Origin of the sequence: Intestinibacter sp., assembly GCF_051866655.1 — a bacterium.
In the GTDB taxonomy this organism is placed as follows: domain Bacteria; phylum Bacillota; class Clostridia; order Peptostreptococcales; family Peptostreptococcaceae; genus Intestinibacter.
In genome coordinates this window covers 1-17,160 of sequence record NZ_JBJDXL010000296.1, presented here as the reverse complement: position 1 = coordinate 17,160, position 17,160 = coordinate 1, and the positions used below count along the sequence as shown (strand labels likewise).

Below are 17,160 nucleotides of genomic sequence, written 5' to 3'. Positions count from 1 at the left end.
TATTTTCTTGTTTTTTTACAACCATAAATTTTTCTTTAGAAAACACAGCTGTCCCATAGGCACCTGATTGCATATGTTTATAAGTATCTGTACCTTCTACATCTGCATTAAATCCATGACCATCATGCTTTACTGTTGCAACCTTATATCCTAATTCATTTAACTTTGGTAATAATTTGTCAATTAAAGTTGTTTTGCCTGAATTTTTTACACCACTTATACCTATTAATTTTGCTTTCCCCATAATTTTCCTCCTACAAAATAATTACTTTTACTTTATCTCCTTTAATTATTTTTTCTGTCCTGTCTTCTATATCTATTAAACAATTGCATCCTATCATTCTTCCTAATGCTCCAGCTGGATGTGTCTTATTTGCTAAGTATACCTTACCATCTTTATAAATAGCCTTTTCCATTCTTCTTTTGCTTACTTTCAAAAAATCATCTGCCATTACAGCCTCTGTTACAATAGTTTCTAAACTTGAATCATTAGTAAGCTTATACAAAATAGGCTTTGCCAATAAATCAAATATAGATAAAGCGGCAAATGGATTTCCTGATAAGCTCAATATAGGCTTATTTTTATAAACAGAATATACTACAGGTATTCCTGATCTTAAGTGAATTTTCCAAAATACCTTCTCCGCATTTAAAACCTTGACTACATCATGAATTATATCTTTTTTACCTACTGATACTCCACCTGTTGTAATAACTAAATCAACAGAATCTACTATACCACAAATTTCATTTGCGACATCATCTACATTATCTCCAATAGATGTTACATGTGATATTTCACATCCAAATTCTTTAAGCTTACTATGAATCATTCTTCTATTACTGTCGTATATTTTGCCTTCTGTAAGTTGCTCTCCTAAATGTATTATTTCATCTCCTGTAGATATTATCGCTACCTTAGGCTTTCTAACTACTTTTACCTTTTCATATCCCATAGAAGCTATTATACCAATATGTATATATGTGATTTTTTCTCCCTTAGAAATTAACTTACTTCCCTTTTTTATTTCTTCCCCTTCAAAAGAGTAATTTTCAAATTTATTTATCTCTTGATAAATTTCTACAGTATCCATTCCATAATCAGTCAATTCTTGCTTAATTACACAATCACTGCCTTTAGGCATTTTTGAACCAGTCATTATTCTTATAGCTTCCTTTTCTTTTACTTCTCTATCTGTACAATTTCCAGCAAAAGATTCACCCACTACATTTAATTTGATACCGTTGTTCTTATTAGCCCCTTTAGTATCTATAGCTCTAACAGCATAACCGTCGAACTGTGATCTATCAAATGGAGGTTGATTTATTGTAGCGTAAATATCCTCTCCTATTATTCTATTTAAAGAATCCTCGACAAAAACTTCTTCTGTTTCTTCAATCCTTTTTAATGGCGTACAAATTTTATCAATAGCTAACTCTAACTCAATATTTTCAATCATAAAACTTCCCCTTTCTTCATAAACAAAAATTTGTCTTTTTCGCTAAATATGATTTTGAATTAATTCTTTATAATCTTCTGGTGTATTGATATTATGATATACTTCTTCTGTAAATCCCAGCTCTCTTAAATCTATTTTTTTAAATTTATTATTTGGAATCAATTCTATCAATTTATATTTTTTATCTTTTATTAAAGTTTCCATATCTGATAACAAATCTTTAGAATAGATAGCTCCCAAAGGCATTAATTTACCACATTCATTACAAGTCATAAATAAATCCGCGTCTCTTTCAAATTTATCACAAAAAGCTTGTACAAATTCTTTTGGCATCAAAGGCATATCACATCCTATTACAAATAAATATTTTTCTTTGCAAGATTTTAGTACAGAATATATACCTCCCATAGGTCCTACTTCCTGATAAATATCATTTACAATATGTATATTTTCAGACTCATATTTTTCGACATATTCATCAAATATTTTATTATTTACAGAAATATATATATTATTAAAATCATCAAATATATCTATTATACAATCTAAAAAAGTTTTTCCTTTATATTTCAACATTCCCTTATTATTTCCATCCATGCGACTATTTTTACCGCCCATAAGTATTAACGCTCCTATATCCAAATTTATCACTCCTAAATACGTTTTATACTTAATAATAATTATATCACTTTAATAGATTATATTTTCATACAAAAAAAGACTAGCCATTATCATAATAACAACTAGTCTCAACCCTTATATATTTTTACATCTTTTTATTTAACTTATTTTATACTATATTAAAATTATATCATTTTTTTATTTATATGTAATAAAATAACGATATGTATACATTATATTTGCAAACATTATCCTTCATATTCGACATTTATAATTTTTCCCATATCAGAAATATCATATCCGCCTAATTCCATAACTCTTTTCTTAAATGAATCAGTTGCTATAGTTTCTAAAAGATTTTTTATATAATCAGATTCTAATAAACTTGCTTTTACTAATAAATCATACTCTTCATCACATATAGGAACAAAATCTAAATCTAATATATGAGCTGCTGAATAAACGCCTAATCCGCAATCAGCATCGTCATTTTGTATAGCCTTTGCAAGAGACATATGAGTAGATTCTTCTCTTTCATATCCATTTATTTGAGATTTTTTAATTCCATTTTGATCTAATAAGTAGTCGAATAATATTCTAGTTCCAGCTCCTTTTTGTCTATTTATATATCTGATACCTGGTAAATCCTTTATAGATTTTATATTTAATGGATTTCCTTTTTTAACTATAAAGCCTTGTGTTCTCTTAACTAATTTTATTAGAGCAACGTCCTCTTCTATATATTTTTTAATATAAGGAACGTTGTAAGTCGCAGTATCTACATCAAATAAATGTACTGGTGCTATATGAGCTTGACCCTTTTTAATAGCTAAAAGACCTTGGAAGCTTCCCACATGAGTTGAACTAAGACCAACAGATCCTTTTGAATGCATAGTTATTTCATCGTTTAAAACATCCATAACTAAGTCATGACTTCCTATAGATACTATAGTATTTTTTATTTGATCCATAGGCTTTAATAATTCAACCTTTACAACTTCACCTTCATTGTAGCCTTCTATGTTTTGAGGTATTACTAAAACACCATCAGCATGAACTAAGCTTGTTATTGTTCCTGCACCACGTTTAATTGGAGTAACTACAAATTTTCCATCTATATATCCAAGTTTTACTCTTACGTATTCTTCGTATTTTAAGTTACTCATAACTCTTGTACTTAAAACAGCATCTACTACTACAGGTTCATCTTCTACCTTATAATTTAATTTTAATAAAACTGGTTTTACTATTTTTTCCATAACAACCCATGCAGATACTGGATATCCTGGAATACCTATTACTGGTTTATTTTGAACTTGTCCAAGTATAGCTGGTTTACCTGGTTTAACAGCTAATCCATGTATAACTACTTCTCCTAGCTCTTCAACTATATCGTATGTAAAGTCCTCTCTACCTTGTGAAGATCCTGCATTTACAAGCACCATGTCACATTCTTCTAATGCCTTTTGTACGCATCCTTTTATTTTGTCATAATTGTCTTCTACAATTGGATATCTAACTGGTTTTGCTCCATATTGTAAAACTAATCCTTCAAATAATCTAGAATTAAATTCTATTATATCCCCTATTTTAGGTGCTGTATGTCTGTCTATTAATTCTGTTCCAGTTGGTATTATACCGACTTTGTATTCTTTAAATACTTTTACTTTATCTATTTTTGCACTTATCATAGATCCTATATCTTGAGGTCTAATAGTATGATAGCTTGGTATAAGCATTTCTTTTTCAACTATATCTTCTCCTAAGCATCTTATATGTTGCCAAGGTATAGCTGGTTTGTATATTTTTACACTATCTTCTTTTCTTTCTAATAAATCCTCTACCATTATTACAGCGTCAAATTGTCTAGGAATTGGATCCCCTGTATCTACAACTACATAATCTTCATCTAGTTTAAGAGTTAATATATTTTGATCATTTGCATAGAAAGTTTTTTCGGCTTTTACTGCTATTCCATCCATAGCTGAACAGTTGTAAAATGGAGCAGAAAGTTGAGCAAATACAGCCTCTGCACTCATTCTATTTAATGATTCTTCTACATCTACGTATTCAACCTCTTTATTTATTTTGTCCTTTAATGCATCTAAATATTTTTCTAACCCCTCTTGTAAAGGTATATTTGATAAGTATTTTCCCATTTTGATAATCTCCCTTACTTTATTTTAATATATTTAATTTTCTAGAATAAATTTACTTTAACTAAGTCTCCTTGATTTATACCTTCTAAATCTCTTTCTATCTTCACATATCCATCACAATCTGCAAAATGCTTTATCATACTTGATTTTGCAAATATAGGTGTACAAACTAATTTTCCTTCTTCTTCAGTTATATATACAGATAGATATTCCTCTCTACCTCTAGCTTTATGGTAATTATATTTAAACTCGCATACTACATATCTTTCTTTCTTTGGTTCGAATAAAGATTCTATAAATGGTATAACTATAGACTCTACTACAAAAGCACAAGAAAGTGGATGGCCTGGTAATCCTATAAGTAGCTTATCGTTTATACTAGCTACAATAGTCGGTTTTCCAGGTTTTATAGCTATACCTTCTATTAAAACCTTGCTATTTTCAAATGATTCTATAGCATTTATAGTTTCATCCTTTTTACCCTTAGAGCTTCCTCCAGAAATAAGTACTACGTCACATTCTTTACTTGCTTTGTCCATTAAATTTATTATTTCTTGTAAGTTATCCTTTGCTGGTGGATAAATTATTGGGTTACAAGAAATTTCTTTCATTTGTCCATATAATATGTAAGTATTTATATCTTTTATCTTAGCATCCTTAATATCTTCTTCTAGTGTAAGTATTTCATCACCTGTAGATATAATTCCAACTACTAATTCTTTGTAAACCTCAACTTCTTTTATACCTGCTCCAGCTAATACTCCCAAATCTCTATAGTTTACAAGGTGTCCTTTTTTATAAAGAAGCTGATCCTTTTTTATGTCCTCTCCAACTTCAACTATATTTTCATTTATAGCTACTCCCTTTTGAACTAATAAATCTTGATCGTTTAGCTTTTCACAGTTTTCTATCATTACAACGCCTTCTGCATTGTTTGGAACCATACCTCCTGTTGGAACGTATACAACCTCTTCATTATCAAGAAGTCCTTCATACACTTGTCCCATGTAGCTGTCTCCAACTATTTTCACAGGAACTGGATTAGTATCACTAGCCAAAAATACATCTCTTACTAATACTGCATATCCATCTACTAATGACTTTCTAAAATGAGGTACATCTGTATCAGATTTTATATCATTTGCTAAATATCTATTTAAACTTTCAGTAAGTGGTATTGTTTCTGTTTCTAAATTAAAATTAAAATTTTCCTTCATTTTCTGTAATGCATCTTGTACTGTGACTACATCAAATAATTTCATAATTAAAACCCCCTTCTAAATTTACATATTTTAAAATCTATATAAATTATACAAATTTTATTTACTATATAATTATTCACCTAAAATACACTCTTTTAACATTTTTATATCGTCGTGATCTAGTATATTTTTTTTAATTAAAAATCTACAAAAACCTAATTCTTCAAATACATCGCTTTCATCGTGTATTTTACTCTTTTTACTTGATTTTAGTTCATAGCTTTTATTATTAAAAACTATATCTTCTGCTAATTTTTCAAAATCCTCTTCTTTATCAGCTATACTAGCAAACATACAGCTATCCATTCCATAATGATTTGAGATGGAATCTAAATTTTGGGCTTCTTCTAATGAAAATCCTTTTTTCATTATTTTCTTTATAGAAGTACTACCACAATTTACAATACACCCAAAACAATTATTTTTCTCATTATAATATGCTTCAATATTTTCATTTCCTAATTTATTAGCTATTTTTCTATTTATATTATAAAGTTTTTCTCTACATTTTGGTTGTAAAAATTCTGCTTTATTTAAAACAATCGCCTTTAATTTTTTTTCTCCCATTAATTTTCCAAGACCATCTTTTCCACATGATTTATTTCCAAGAATTATTCTAGAAAAATCAACACCATGACATGCAGCAATTCCTACCTGAGCTATTTCTATATCTTCTTTATTTAAATCTTTTTTTATTTTATTTTCTGTACTTTCTTTATCCAAAAAATAAATTTCTTCGGCACTTTTTATAAAAACATTTTCATTATTTATGTAAATATAAACCGGCTCTTTTGATTTTCCTTTGATAAGTAGATAATCATAACCATTACATTTTAAATAATGTGCAAAATAACCTCCTGCTTTAGAATTACTATTTTGGGAATAAATATCAAGTCTATTTAATCCTAAAACACCATATCCACATAAACTTGGTGCTTTAAAAACCAAATCATCATCTTCAGCTATTAAATTTTGGTTATCTTCTATATTTTTAATCGATACTTGATTAATCATCAAATCAACAACAACAGCTTTTTTCAATGTTCATCACCCTTTATACAAAATATTAATATGTCTAAATACTATGGGCAAGATATAATTCCTTCAGACCAAAGGCAAGCCCCACATGTAGGTTTTGGATTTCCAAAGCAATCCTCTATATTTTCTTTCCAGTTTTCACATCCTCCACATACCACACATGGAGAAAAACTAAATTCTTCAACTCTTTTCCTAAAATCAGTATATTCTTTAGAATTCCAAATTTCTTCTAATGACGAATTATTTACATTTCCAAAGGAATGATGATATACCTTTCGCTTCTCAGTAAATAAATAAGTTTCACTGCTATGTAACAGTGGCATACAAGGTGATATATTACCGTCATTTTTTACAAATGTACAACTTTCATCTACAAACTTGCATGCATGTGCTTTTCTAGATATTCTATTATTACTAACACTTAAACTAGAAACCTGAGATGTTAAAAGTTTAATTAATGTTTTTTCAACAGAATTCATATTCCAATCCATGATAGGTATATTTATTTCTGGAAGAATACTAAACATAGATTCTGAACTAGTATCAACTCCAAGTGATCTAGAATATAAAATATCACCTGTAGAAGCTTCATCTGATGGCAACAAGTTAGAAACGTTAACCTTACTTACGCCATTAATAGCGCAGAATAAAGGCATTTTTTGTAATTGATCGATATTGCTTTTCATTGCTACAAAAGCCAAACCTAATTTTACATTATTTTTTGAGTGTTTAGTTTCTGCATTATATTCCCTAACTCTATTAAAAGACTTGATATTATTGATAACTTTTTTTAATTTACTATTTACTCTTATTTTTTCATAATCTTCTTCTTCTAAAGAATCTATAGAAATCCAAAGCATAGTAAGTCCAGCATCTATTAAATTGTTAGACATTTCTTCAGTAAGTAAAGTCCCGTTAGTAAGTAACTCTACATTCTCTACTTTATCCGATGCTATTTTTATCATTTCTATTATATTAGGATGATGAAGTGGTTCTCCCATACCACTAAAAAATACAGTTTCTACAGTATCCGGCATAGTATCAATTGCTTTTTTATAAGTTTCTAAATCCATATCTGAGAGCTTTTCATCTATCCACGTATTTCTAAAGCACATCTTACAATTTAAATTGCATTTAGAAGTAGGTTCAATATATAGTTTTTTTAATTCGTTTATCATATAAATCCTCCTTATATAACAATCCTGGCTCTATTGATTAAATAATGTATTATTAACAATAAATAATTCATTATTTAATCAATAGAGCGATGAAAATCACCGCTCTATAAAGTAAAATTAAAATATTTATTATTCTTTAAAATTATTCACCTATAACAAAATATAAAGCTTCACCATATTTGTCTTTTCCATATTCTCTTATTGTGTCTTTCATTTCATCACTTGCATAAAATTCAACTAATTTATCTGTTATAGCTTTTGTTTCATCATCTATGTCTTTTATTCTTAATACACTATATACATTTTTTAAAGTGTCGTCTTCACCTATAACTATTTCTAAATCTAAATTATCTTTATTAGATAAATAAGTAGCTTTATCTGTTATAACGTATCCACCCATTTCACTTGCCATTTTTACAGTTTCAGCTTGACCTTTTCCTGATTCATTATAGTTAGAGAAATCAGGTGTTTCTATTCCAGCTTCTTTCCATATACTTAATTCTTTAACGTGAGTTCCTGATTGATCTCCTCTAGATAAGAAAACTAAATCATTATCAGCTATATATTTGAATGCATCTACTACATTTAATTTAGATATTTTTTCATTATGTTCTCCACCTTTAGGACCAAGTACAACAAAATAGTTATACATTATTTCAGTTCTATCTACTCCATATCCCTCTTTTATAAATTCTTCTTCTTTAGATTTAGCATGAACAAATAGTATATCGGCATCTCCTGTTTTTCCTAATTCAATAGCTTCACCTGTTCCTCTTGCTACAACATTAACTTTAACTCCATTTTCTTCTTCAAAAGTTTTTAAAGTATCAGCAAGGAATCCAGTTTCATCTAAACTATATGTTGAAGCCATTGTTATTTCTTTTACTCCAGAGTCCTTAGCTTCAGAACTTGCACTACTACTAGAACTAGATGATGAGCATCCAACTGCTGTTAAACCTAAAACTAGTGTTAACACTAACCCCATAATTTTTTTTATATTTTTCATAGAATTACTCCCTTTTATAAATTAATTAAATATTTCTCAAATAATAAAATTTTTGATACACAATTATTTACTTTCATCAAATGTATAGAATAAAGCTTCTCCGTATTCATCTACACCGTATTCAGCAATTTCTTTTTGAACTTCATCTGATTGATAGTATTCTAAAAGTTTATTTGTCATGTCTTCCATTTCTGGATCTAGATTAGCTATTCTAACTATAGAATAAACATTTTTTAAACTATCATCAGCTTGTTTAACTATTTCTAAATCTAATTTATCTTTACTTGCTAAGAATGTACCTATATCAGTTAAGCAATAAGCTCCCATTTCACTTGCCATTTGTAATGTAGCTCCCATACCTTTTCCTGCTTCATTGTAATTAGAGAATTCAGGTGTTTCTATTCCAGCTTCTTTCCATATACTTAATTCTTTAGTATGAGTTCCTGATTCATCACCTCTAGAAACGAAAGTTAAATCGTTGTCAGCTATATATTTAAATACATCTGGAGCGCTTAAATCTTCCATTTCTGCATTATCTTTTGCATCCTTTGGTCCTACTATTACGAAATAATTGTACATTATTTCATTTCTGTCTACTCCATATCCACCTTTTATAAAGTCTTCTTCTTTAGCTTTAGCATGTACGAATAATATATCAGCATCTCCTGATTTTCCTAATTCTAAAGCTTCACCTGTTCCTTTAGCTACAACGTTAACTTTTACATTGTTAGCTTCTTCAAAGCCTTTTAATGTTTCTGCTAAAAATCCTGTGTCATCTAAGCTTGTTGTAGTAACTAAAGTTACTTCTTCAACCGCTTTGTTTTCTTTTTGTTCTTCGCCTGCTGAAGAGCTTGAACTTTGTGATGTTTGATTAGATGAGCATGCTACCATGCTTATACTTAGCACTGCTGCTAGCATAACTGTTAGAAATTTTTTGATCATTTCTATTCCCCCTTTATATAATATATAAAAAATTTATTTTTAAAATTTCTATCTTAAGTTTTTACTATAAAATTCTCTCATATATATCTCGTATATATAATATTTTAAATAAAGATAGAAATTTTAAAATCTTATTAAAATAATTTTAAAGCTTTATTGTCATTTACATAGATGAGAATAGCTTATTTTTAAAAAATTCATCTTTTTTATATTTTCCTATTAGTTTTAAATTTTCCATAAAAACTATTTCATCACTAATTCTATTTCCTTGCACAAAATCATGAGTAATTAATATTACTGAGCGATTCATATTTCTTAATTCTCTTAATTTATTTTCTACTAACTCTATAGTCTTAAAATCCATGCTCGCCATAGGCTCATCTAAAAGAATATATTCCTTATTCATAATTAGAGTCCTAATAAATTGTGCTTTTGCCTGTTCTCCACCTGATAATTTTCTTATATTTGTATCCAATCTATGCTCTAAATTAAATTCTTTTATTAAAGCTTCTAATTCTGTTTTTCCCAATAAATCGATATTTTTACTGTATTTATATAAATAGTCGAAATTATCTCTTAATGTTCCTGTTAAAAAATACGCTTTTTGAGGATTATAACTCATATATTGATATACAATTTCTTGGTCAAATCCTTTTCCCTCTATGTCTATACTTCCTTCATCAAAATCGATAATATTATATAAAATCTTAAATAAAGTGCTTTTTCCACTTCCATTGTGACCTAAAACAGAATATATTTTCCCTTTTTCAAAAGTTAATTCATCTATTTCTAATGGATTTTGATATTTTATATTTTTTTTAATATTTTTAAGATATATCATTTACGCCCTCCTCTACCTACCGCTATCTATAGATCCTTTTGCAATCTTCTAATAATAAAAGTTGATGCAAATGAAATCGTAAGTAGTATTGCTGCTATTATAAGGGAATTGCCGAAATTTCCCATTGATGTAGATTGAGAAATATAAGTAGTCATTACTCTAGTTTTTCCTCTTATGTTTCCACCGACTAACATTACTGCCCCTACTTCTGAAATTCCTCTTCCAAAAACAGTTATTAATATAGTCGCTAGATAGGATTTTAATTCTTTAAAAAATATCCATTTTTGTTGAAATTTCTCTACTTGTAATATTTTACATGTAATTAAAATATCTTCTCCACATTTATTTAATGCATCGACAATTAAACTTATTGACATAGGTATTAAAAGAAGAACTTGTGCTATTATCATAGCTGGACAAGTAAATAACAGTTCAAAGCTACCTAAAGGTCCTTTTTTTGACAACATAAGAAACACTACAAGACCCATTACTACTGGCGGAGTACTCATTAGTGCATTTACTATTAACATAAGTTGTTTTTTTAATTTAAAATCTTTTAAATAAATAATTATACTTAAAATGATACCTAACAACATTGCGATTAATGTGGCAGTCACTGTTACATAAAGCGATCTTCCCACAATTTGTACAACTTCCCAGATTTCCATATTAAATTCCTTTCTAAAAAATATATCTTTTTAATTCATATATTATTAGCGGTTAAAATTAATAAAATAATCCTCGGAGCATATACAACTGTAGGTATTTGAGAATAAGATTTGATGTTTGAAATTATTTGAATGTATAAAAATAATATATTTCTGTGATTTTGAAATTGCGCATTAATAAAATAATTCTCAACAAATACAATTGCAGAAATTCGAAAATTTCAACTAATATTATCTCCTTTCCTAAAAAAACATAAATGTTTTTCTTTCTTGCACGGGAGGCATATACATTTCTATATATACCCAATGTTTTATAATTCATAGGCAAATGCCCTTAGAAATATAAAATCGGAGAATTAAATTATTAATTATTCTTCTACCAATTATATAATATCATATTTTATCTACTTTTGTCAATTTTATAACATTGATAGTATTATTTAGGTATTTTATGTAATAAGTATACTAGTTTTTCATACATATCGAAAAAAAGAGCGAACTTATAAAGTTCGCTCTTCCTCTATTTATTTAATTGTAATTATTAACAAATATGTAAATCAAAATTATTCTCTATAAATATTAGAATACTTTGTTTAATATTTCGATTATTTCTTCTTTAGTAGCTTGTTTTGGATTTGTAGCACCACAAGCATCTTTTAATGCGTTAGTAGCTAATATATCGAAGTCTTCTTTCTTAGCTCCTAATTCTTCAAATCCTTTAGGTATTTCTACGTCAGCAGATAATTCTTTGATTGCAGCTATAGCAGCAGCAGCACCTTCAGCATCGCTCATACCAGCAACGTCTACACCCATAAATGCAGCAACGTCTTTTAATCTATCAGGAACAACTTGAGCGTTGTATTCTTGAACAGCTGGAAGTAATATAGCATTACATACACCATGTGGTAAGTTATAGAATCCACCGAATTGGTGAGCTATAGCATGAACATATCCTAATGAAGCATTGTTGAATGCCATACCAGCTAAGAATTCAGCGTAAGCCATTTTATCTCTAGCTACCATATCGTTACCATCTTTAACAGCAGCTCTTAAGTATCCTTGGATTAATTTTATAGCTTTTTCAGCACAAGCATCAGTTACTGGAGTAGCAGCAGTAGAAACGTAAGCTTCAACAGCATGAGTTAAAGCGTCCATACCAGTTGCAGCAGTTAATCCTTTAGGCATACTTACCATTAAGTTAGGATCGTTTACAGCTAATACTGGGTTAGTATGTTCGTCAACTATTGCCATTTTAACGTGTCTTTCTTCGTCAGTGATTATACAGAATACTGTCATTTCAGAAGCAGTACCAGCAGTAGTATTTATAGCTATTAATGGAGTTTGAGGTTTAGCAGATTTGTTAACACCTTCATAATCTTTTATGTTTCCACCATTTGCATCAACTAAAGCTATACCTTTAGCACAGTCATGAGGAGAACCTCCACCAAATGACATTACAAAGTCACAACCTTCAGCTTGTAAAACTTTAACACCTTCCATAACTGCAGTTACAGTTGGGTTAGGAACTGAACCAGGATAAACAACATAACCTATACCATTAGCATCTAGGTTATCTAATATTCCTTTTAATTCAGGACTTGCAGCAGATCTTTTACCACAAACTATTAAAGCTTTTTTAAATCCTCTTGCTTTGATTTCAGCTGGAAGACTATCTGCGCATCCAGGTCCCATTAAACTTACATTTGGCATATAAAATTTGTACATTCTAATTTCCCCCTTAGTTATATATATTTGTAGCAATACACACTATTGTGTATCTTACTAATTACATACATAAATCTATATTTTGTAAATATAATATCTCAAAAGTATACTAGTTCAACGTTTTCCCCAAAACTATAAAACTACAACTCTATCATATCTACTCTACAAAACCATATCTTTATTTTGTATAAGTGCTACCTTATACTTTAATTATATTGACCTATTATATGAATTGTCAACTTTTATTTTTTAAAATTTATAATATTCTAATAATATACAAAATACATAAAAATCATACAAAAATACATATCAAAACAGAATGTCGAAAAATAGAATAAAATCTATTTTTCCACACTCTATCTATGAATTCAAGCATAAAATTACATTATAAATCTATAATATTATACGAATTTTCTAACAAATCTATCAATAAAACTCTATTTCGATATAATTCGCCTTTATTAAGTAATAATTTTATAACTTCACTAACCTGAATAGACGCTATGTTAGCAGGCGTAAAAGATGGATTACCTAATTTTTTTTCTGCACCTTTAGATGATTTCTTGTAAATTTTATTCAAAGAATCATCTCCTGGCAATATAGTACAAACTTGGCCATACCATCCTCCAATAGCTCCATGAACCATTGGTATATTCATTTTTTTACAAGCTTCTTGTAACACAAATCTTATTTGAATACTATCTAAGGCATCTACTACTACATCATGATCTTTTATTATATCACAGCTATTTTCTTCGCTAAATGCACCATCGATTATAGAAATTTTGACATCAGAATTTATTTCGTTTACTCTCTTTTTAGCTTCATCAGTCTTTCTGTTTCCTATAACCTTCTCAGTACTCAAAATTTGTCTATTTAAATTAGTTTCATCAAATACATCCATATCAACAGCAGTAATGCTTCCAATACCAATTCTTGCAAGCATTTCAATAATATATCCACCAATACCTCCGCATCCTATAACACAAACGCGAAAATTTTGTAATTTATTATTTTCTTCTTCTGTCAACGTAGTTACATTTCTGGTATATCTTTTTTTCACCATAAAATCAACCTCCACCTACTGGAGGAAATAGAGAGACTACATCATTTTCTTTCAAAGCTCTATCACTTGGCCCATCGATTCCGTTTAAAAGCATTATTGCAACTTCTTCTTCATCAATCTTTACAATATCTAGAACGTCTAAAATTGTGCTGTTATCTTCTAATTCCATAATTTGCTTTTTTTCTCTACCTTCTCTAAATGTCGCAAAAAGTCGAACTTCTACCTTCATATTTTCACCTCTCTTTGCAAAAAGATATCTATCTATTTTATAGTAGCACAAAGTACCACTATATATAATATATTTTTTTTAAGTATACAACACTATTAAAATAATAGCGTTGTATACTTAAAGTTATTTTACTTATATAAAGCGGTTGGCAATATTAATTTAGAATTTTTCTTATCTAAATTGTTCTAATATTTCATTGTATTCTTCTAATCCTAATTTCTTTAATGTTGCTTCAGTTGGTATACTGTTTTCATCCCAACCTCTAACAGCATAGTATTCTGGTAATAATACATCTAATCTATGAACATGACCTTCAGATGGTCCACCTGGGATTGGATCTTCTAATAATCTCTTAGGTAATGTATCTTGAGATTTATCTATTCCAGCTCTTAGGTTGAATATTTTTTCTAATGTCCATATTCTATCTCCAGCTTCTAATATAGTTTCTGCAGTGTAAGTATCACCACATACTGCATTGTATATATCAGCATAGTCAGGAGCACCTAGACCAAATGTAGTGAATATACACATACCCATAGAGTCTATTACAGCTGTTAAATCATGGAATACTTTTGCATAAGCAGGTTTTCCTTCTAATTCAAATCTATCTAATTTTTCTGGAACACCAAGTACTTCAGGGCTTATCATGTAACCTTTAATATGGCATCCACCTCTGTTATTTACTGCATAAGTTATACCATGTCCTTGAACACCTCTTGGGTCATAAGCTGGTAATTCTTGTTTTTTAACAGTCATAGAATATTGGATAGCATCTTCTCCATAAGATTCACATAATCTATAAGAACCTAGTGCTAATTTATCACCAAATCCTTCTCTTTTACCCATTTTTTCAGTCCATTTAACCATAGCATCAACGTCTCCCCATTTTAGAGATAATCCGTCAGCTGCTATTTCTTCATCTTTAATATATCCTTTTTCATATAATTCCATAGCTGCAGCTAAAGTTGCACCAGCAGAAATTGTATCTAGACCATATTCATTACAAAGCATATTAGCTTCGTTTACTGCATCTAAGTCATAGATATCACAGTCTGAACCAAATGACCATAATGTTTCATATTCTGGTCCACCACATTCAGTACCATCTTTTAATCTTACCCATCTACCACAAGCTATAGGACATCTATGGCAAGGATTTTTTCTTACTAAGCAGTTAGCTGTCATAGCTTCACCACTTATATCGTCAGCTTTTGGTGTATATGATTCTTGGAAGTTTTTAACTGGATGAACACCATTTTCATTTATTATGTTAACAAGTATAGCAGTTCCGTAAGTTGGAAGTCCATCACCTGCAACTGGGTCATTTTTAAGTATATTAACTTTTTCTTTATTTACTGCAGCTGCTTTTTCTTTATCTGGTAATTCAACTTTTCCACTACCTTTAACAACTATAGCTTTTAAGTTTTTAGAACCTTGAACAGCACCTACTCCACCTCTACCAGCAGCTCTATCTACGTCATTCATTATAGCTGATATAGGAGATAATTTTTCTCCAGCTGGAGCTATACATAATACATTAGAATCTGGATGTGCTTCTTTTAATTTTGCATCAGTTTCTGATGATACCATTCCCCAATAAGGAGTTGCATCTTTTATTTCAACTTTATCATCTTCTATATAAAGATATACAGGTTTATCTGCTTTACCTTCTATGATAGCCATATCATATCCGCAGTTTTTAAATTTAACTCCCCATTTACCACCAGAGTTTGATATTGCTATTGTTCCTGTAAGTGGTGATTTAGTTACTACCATATATCTACCACTAGTAGGCATTGGTGCAGCTGTTACTGGACCTGTAGCTATTACTAATTTATTTTCTGGGCTTAATGGATCTATTTTAGGATCTACTTCGTCCATATAATATTTTACACCTAATCCTCTAGCACCTATAAATTTCTTAGCTATATCTTCTTTTAAAGCTTCAGTACTTATTTTGCCATCAGTTAAATTAACTCTTAAAACTTTTCCAACATAACCATACATTTTCGTATCCCCCTTTATGTTTACCTACTAAATAAAAAAACACCATTTGAGTGAAGTAATATCCATTCAAATGGTGGTGTTTTTTGTTTGATCCCTTGGAATGTGAGTAATATTACTTCCTAATACTATCTCCTTTCCAACAGGAGGCATATCAATTTCTAAATATACCCTACGGCCTCATCCTCCATAGCCTAAGCCTTAGGAAATATGAGATCGGAGAAATTTATTGAATTTTATTAATTATCTTAATTAAATATTATCACCATAATTTAAAATTGTCAACAACGTTTTCCTATTTTTTCCTGGAACTATTTCAAAATATTTGAATTATTTTAAAATATTATTTTGTCGAAATTTCGTATTTTACTATAAACTTTCACCTATACAAACTGTTCTTCTTATTTCTTCAACATATTATATTGAAAACTGTCTAGATTATTTATCCACCTTTAAAGTTTGTAACACTGTTTCAATAATTAAATCTATCTCTGGAAATGATGATGGTCTTTTTTCATTTTTATTATCTACAAAAACAAATCCATCTTCTTTCAATAATTTAATATTTCTTTGAACTGCTGGACTTGCATACATATTTGGATTAATATGAGTAGCAATTACCTTAGGTCCTCTAGTAGACATTATCGTTGTTGATAATAAATCGTCAGCTATTCCATTTGCTGCTTTTCCTAATATATTAGCAGATGCTGGTGCAATAAGTAATAAATCAGCTGCTCTAGATAGTGAAACATGATCTTTCTCCCAGATAATAGGCTTTTTATATGCATCTATTTCAACTGGGTTTCCTGAACTATGCTGTAATGATAACGGCGCCACAAAATTGGTTGAGTTTTCAGTCATAATAACACTTACGTCTGCCTTTAAGGCTCTTAATTTTTTTATTATATCTGGTACTTTATATCCTGGACTACATGCAGTAACGCCTATAACTATTTTTTTA

16 protein-coding genes and 2 riboswitches are annotated in these 17,160 nt (G+C 29.3%); all 16 genes read right to left on the bottom strand.

Features of this window, described 5'->3' with window-relative positions; genetic code table 11:
- Positions 1-244: molybdopterin-guanine dinucleotide biosynthesis protein B (mobB, locus tag ACI3VO_RS08865; RefSeq protein WP_439757570.1), on the bottom strand; the 244-nt coding region annotated here is incomplete at its 3' end.
- A 10-nt stretch (positions 245-254) separates the two neighbouring features.
- Positions 255-1,460, bottom strand: a complete 1,206-nt coding sequence (locus tag ACI3VO_RS08860; protein ID WP_439757569.1) for a molybdopterin molybdotransferase MoeA — start codon at positions 1,458-1,460, stop codon at positions 255-257.
- Positions 1,461-1,502: 42 nt separating this feature from the next.
- Positions 1,503-2,102 (bottom strand): molybdenum cofactor guanylyltransferase, encoded by a 600-nt coding sequence (gene mobA / locus ACI3VO_RS08855; protein WP_439757568.1) that lies wholly within the window; start codon positions 2,100-2,102, stop codon positions 1,503-1,505.
- A 227-nt stretch (positions 2,103-2,329) separates the two neighbouring features.
- Positions 2,330-4,240: a molybdopterin biosynthesis protein gene (locus ACI3VO_RS08850; RefSeq protein WP_439757567.1), complete on the bottom strand. Its 1,911-nt coding sequence runs from the start codon at positions 4,238-4,240 to the stop codon at positions 2,330-2,332.
- Between the two features lie 41 nt (positions 4,241-4,281).
- On the bottom strand, positions 4,282-5,502 hold the full coding sequence (locus ACI3VO_RS08845) for a molybdopterin molybdotransferase MoeA (protein WP_320625449.1): 1,221 nt from the start codon (positions 5,500-5,502) through the stop codon (positions 4,282-4,284).
- Between the two features lie 72 nt (positions 5,503-5,574).
- Complete coding sequence (locus ACI3VO_RS08840; protein WP_439757566.1) at positions 5,575-6,543, bottom strand: aldehyde ferredoxin oxidoreductase N-terminal domain-containing protein; 969 nt, start codon at positions 6,541-6,543, stop codon at positions 5,575-5,577.
- Between the two features lie 41 nt (positions 6,544-6,584).
- On the bottom strand, positions 6,585-7,718 hold the full coding sequence (locus ACI3VO_RS08835; protein WP_439757565.1) for a radical SAM protein: 1,134 nt from the start codon (positions 7,716-7,718) through the stop codon (positions 6,585-6,587).
- A gap of 142 nt (positions 7,719-7,860) precedes the next feature.
- Positions 7,861-8,724, bottom strand: a complete 864-nt coding sequence (locus tag ACI3VO_RS08830) for a substrate-binding domain-containing protein (protein WP_439757564.1) — start codon at positions 8,722-8,724, stop codon at positions 7,861-7,863.
- 63 nt (positions 8,725-8,787) lie between these two features.
- Entirely contained in the window at positions 8,788-9,666 is an 879-nt protein-coding gene (locus tag ACI3VO_RS08825) for a substrate-binding domain-containing protein (protein WP_439757563.1), read from the bottom strand.
- A 163-nt stretch (positions 9,667-9,829) separates the two neighbouring features.
- Positions 9,830-10,507, bottom strand: a complete 678-nt coding sequence (locus ACI3VO_RS08820; protein ID WP_439757562.1) for an ATP-binding cassette domain-containing protein — start codon at positions 10,505-10,507, stop codon at positions 9,830-9,832.
- Between the two features lie 26 nt (positions 10,508-10,533).
- Positions 10,534-11,175: an ABC transporter permease gene (locus ACI3VO_RS08815; protein ID WP_439757561.1), complete on the bottom strand. Its 642-nt coding sequence runs from the start codon at positions 11,173-11,175 to the stop codon at positions 10,534-10,536.
- A 219-nt stretch (positions 11,176-11,394) separates the two neighbouring features.
- A riboswitch (molybdenum cofactor riboswitch) is annotated at positions 11,395-11,541 on the bottom strand.
- Between the two features lie 213 nt (positions 11,542-11,754).
- A complete protein-coding gene (locus ACI3VO_RS08810; protein WP_439757560.1) occupies positions 11,755-12,900 on the bottom strand; it encodes an iron-containing alcohol dehydrogenase in 1,146 nt (381 codons plus the stop codon).
- Between the two features lie 385 nt (positions 12,901-13,285).
- Positions 13,286-13,966, bottom strand: coding sequence for a HesA/MoeB/ThiF family protein (locus ACI3VO_RS08805; RefSeq protein WP_439757559.1), 681 nt, complete (start codon positions 13,964-13,966; stop codon positions 13,286-13,288).
- A 4-nt stretch (positions 13,967-13,970) separates the two neighbouring features.
- Positions 13,971-14,195: a MoaD/ThiS family protein gene (locus tag ACI3VO_RS08800; RefSeq protein ID WP_320624683.1), complete on the bottom strand. Its 225-nt coding sequence runs from the start codon at positions 14,193-14,195 to the stop codon at positions 13,971-13,973.
- Positions 14,196-14,366: 171 nt separating this feature from the next.
- A complete protein-coding gene (locus ACI3VO_RS08795) occupies positions 14,367-16,202 on the bottom strand; it encodes an aldehyde ferredoxin oxidoreductase family protein (protein ID WP_439757558.1) in 1,836 nt (611 codons plus the stop codon).
- 113 nt (positions 16,203-16,315) lie between these two features.
- Positions 16,316-16,433: riboswitch (molybdenum cofactor riboswitch) on the bottom strand.
- 204 nt (positions 16,434-16,637) lie between these two features.
- On the bottom strand, positions 16,638-17,160 hold a 523-nt coding region (locus tag ACI3VO_RS08790), incomplete at its 5' end, for a flavoprotein (protein WP_439757557.1).